This is a genomic window from Paenibacillus sp. 23TSA30-6 (genome assembly GCF_014858585.1).
In the GTDB taxonomy this organism is placed as follows: domain Bacteria; phylum Bacillota; class Bacilli; order Paenibacillales; family Paenibacillaceae; genus Paenibacillus.
The window spans coordinates 1-1851 of record NZ_SLTL01000083.1; the positions used below are offsets into that span (position 1 = coordinate 1).

3 protein-coding genes are annotated in these 1851 nt (G+C 36.2%); all 3 read right to left on the reverse strand.

Annotation, left to right across the window (positions count from 1 at the left end):
• Positions 1-368: 368 nt before the first annotated feature.
• Positions 369-593 carry a hypothetical protein gene (locus tag E0698_RS26165; RefSeq protein WP_192513421.1) on the reverse strand — a complete coding sequence of 75 codons (225 nt, stop codon included), beginning with the start codon at positions 591-593 and terminating at the stop codon, positions 369-371.
• 5 nt (positions 594-598) lie between these two features.
• The gene (locus E0698_RS26170) at positions 599-799 is read right to left on the reverse strand and encodes a hypothetical protein (protein ID WP_238354174.1); all 201 of its coding nucleotides are present in this window, start codon (positions 797-799) and stop codon (positions 599-601) included.
• 143 nt (positions 800-942) lie between these two features.
• Positions 943-1560, reverse strand: coding sequence for a TetR family transcriptional regulator (locus tag E0698_RS26175; protein WP_192513420.1), 618 nt, complete (start codon positions 1558-1560; stop codon positions 943-945).
• Positions 1561-1851 lie beyond the last annotated feature (291 nt).

The window sequence follows — 1851 nt, forward strand, 5'->3', positions numbered from 1 at the left end:
CCTGTTTTGTGACTAGAGCCTGAACTAAATCTGTTGTAAAATGATTCATAGGGAAGACCTCTCTCTGAATTGTTGTGTGGTAACTCAATTCTACTAGAAAAGGTCTTCCTTTTTCTATTTACACAATATATTTTACGCTCTCTACGAGAAACATCAGGATAAAAATGATTATAAAAGCTAACACATTATTGATATGTAAATGATCCACAATCATCCACATGACAATGACAAATACAAATGCGACAAGATTTCTTATATTCCAGATCATATAGCTTCCTCTTTTCATACTGTTGAACATGTTGATTTGTCTTATCAGAGTTAATTCAACAAATTTGAATGTAATTCCTTCTTTTCCCTATAAGTAGTAGCTATATGGCCATCATCAAAAAAAGGGAACAGCCAACTATCGACCATTCCCCATATGTATCAGCTTCCCCTTCCAATTCAGCCTCGTAAAACAATTCGATATCCTCAATCACCTTCTGAATCAACTCATTGTCCTCTTTAGCCTCCTTATCCCCTAGCACATTTACCTTTTCGGCTTGCATGCCTTTTAGAAATCGAATTACCATCTTCACTTTTGCCTTACCCAATTGGATCACCCTTTCGGTTTAGTCAGCACATGATACCTCTGACCTTGCCGACTCAGCAACAACTTCATGATAGCCAAATCGCTTACCTTCCCGATCTCCAGAATCAACCCGTCTTCGTCAATTAAAATCGTCATCATTTTTTCAACGTCTCTTTTCGCATCACCATAAATCACATTGCAGTTCTTAAATGCATAACCTGTCTTCATCGTTTCTCCCTCCTGTTTACGCTCATACTATTTAATAATGAATTATACATTCATTTTTGAGGAAAAAAAATATGGGGACTGCCTTGATGCAAAAAAAAAAAAGATGGACCGTCCCGCAAATAATCATCCCTACTTGTCGACAATTATTCATTCAAGCTTTTTAGTCCATGCAGTCTGTATAGGCTAAGTGCCTCAAAAATCCGTTTCCGGCTATCGACGCTCATATCCCTCTTCAATAAATCCAAAATCATATTGATGACATTATTGGCAATGATGTTCAGCAAAATCATATTTTCATCGCTTCCGATTTCATACCTTTTATAAGTGTTTTTCAAATAGGGCTTCTTGGTTTCAATCATCAGATCGACCAGTTCGTTTTTTGCATTGCTGTAAATCGTCCCTTTATTTTTTTCGAAAATAATGACGATCTGCATGCTATATTGAGTTAGTAGGTTGATTTGCTCCTGAACAATGGCCGATTTTTTTTCGTTATTGCTTTCTTCAAAAAAAGTCTGGTTATCGATATGAATGCTTTCCACTAACACATTCTTCAAATAATCCACCAAAGACGGCGGAACAACCGAAAAAAATAACTCCTTTTTATTTTTAAAATAAGTATAAATATTTCCGACAGAAATTTGGATTTCATCCGCAATATCGCTCATTTTGGCATCTACAAAGCCTTTTCGAAAAAATACCTTTAAAGCGGCTGATTCAATTTCTTTTTTCACTTCATCTTTTTTCGCCTGTATAATGAACACCCTCAATCAATAATGAATAATCCATTCATTTTTAGTGTAGTTCAGTGGCTTAGATTTGTCAAACCGGAGCAAAACAACGACATTATTATTTTCAGAATATAGCCGAATATAAAAAAACAGGGAAAAGACATGATGGAAGCGGGTTTGCCCCGTTCTCCATTCAACCTTTTCCCCGATTTTTTTCAAGTCTCTATCATGGCTTCAGTGAGAACAACCCTGACATGACGTGCCCCCATCAAGTTATTTATTTTCATAGAGTGCTACGCCGTAGTTCATAAAAATACTGCACAA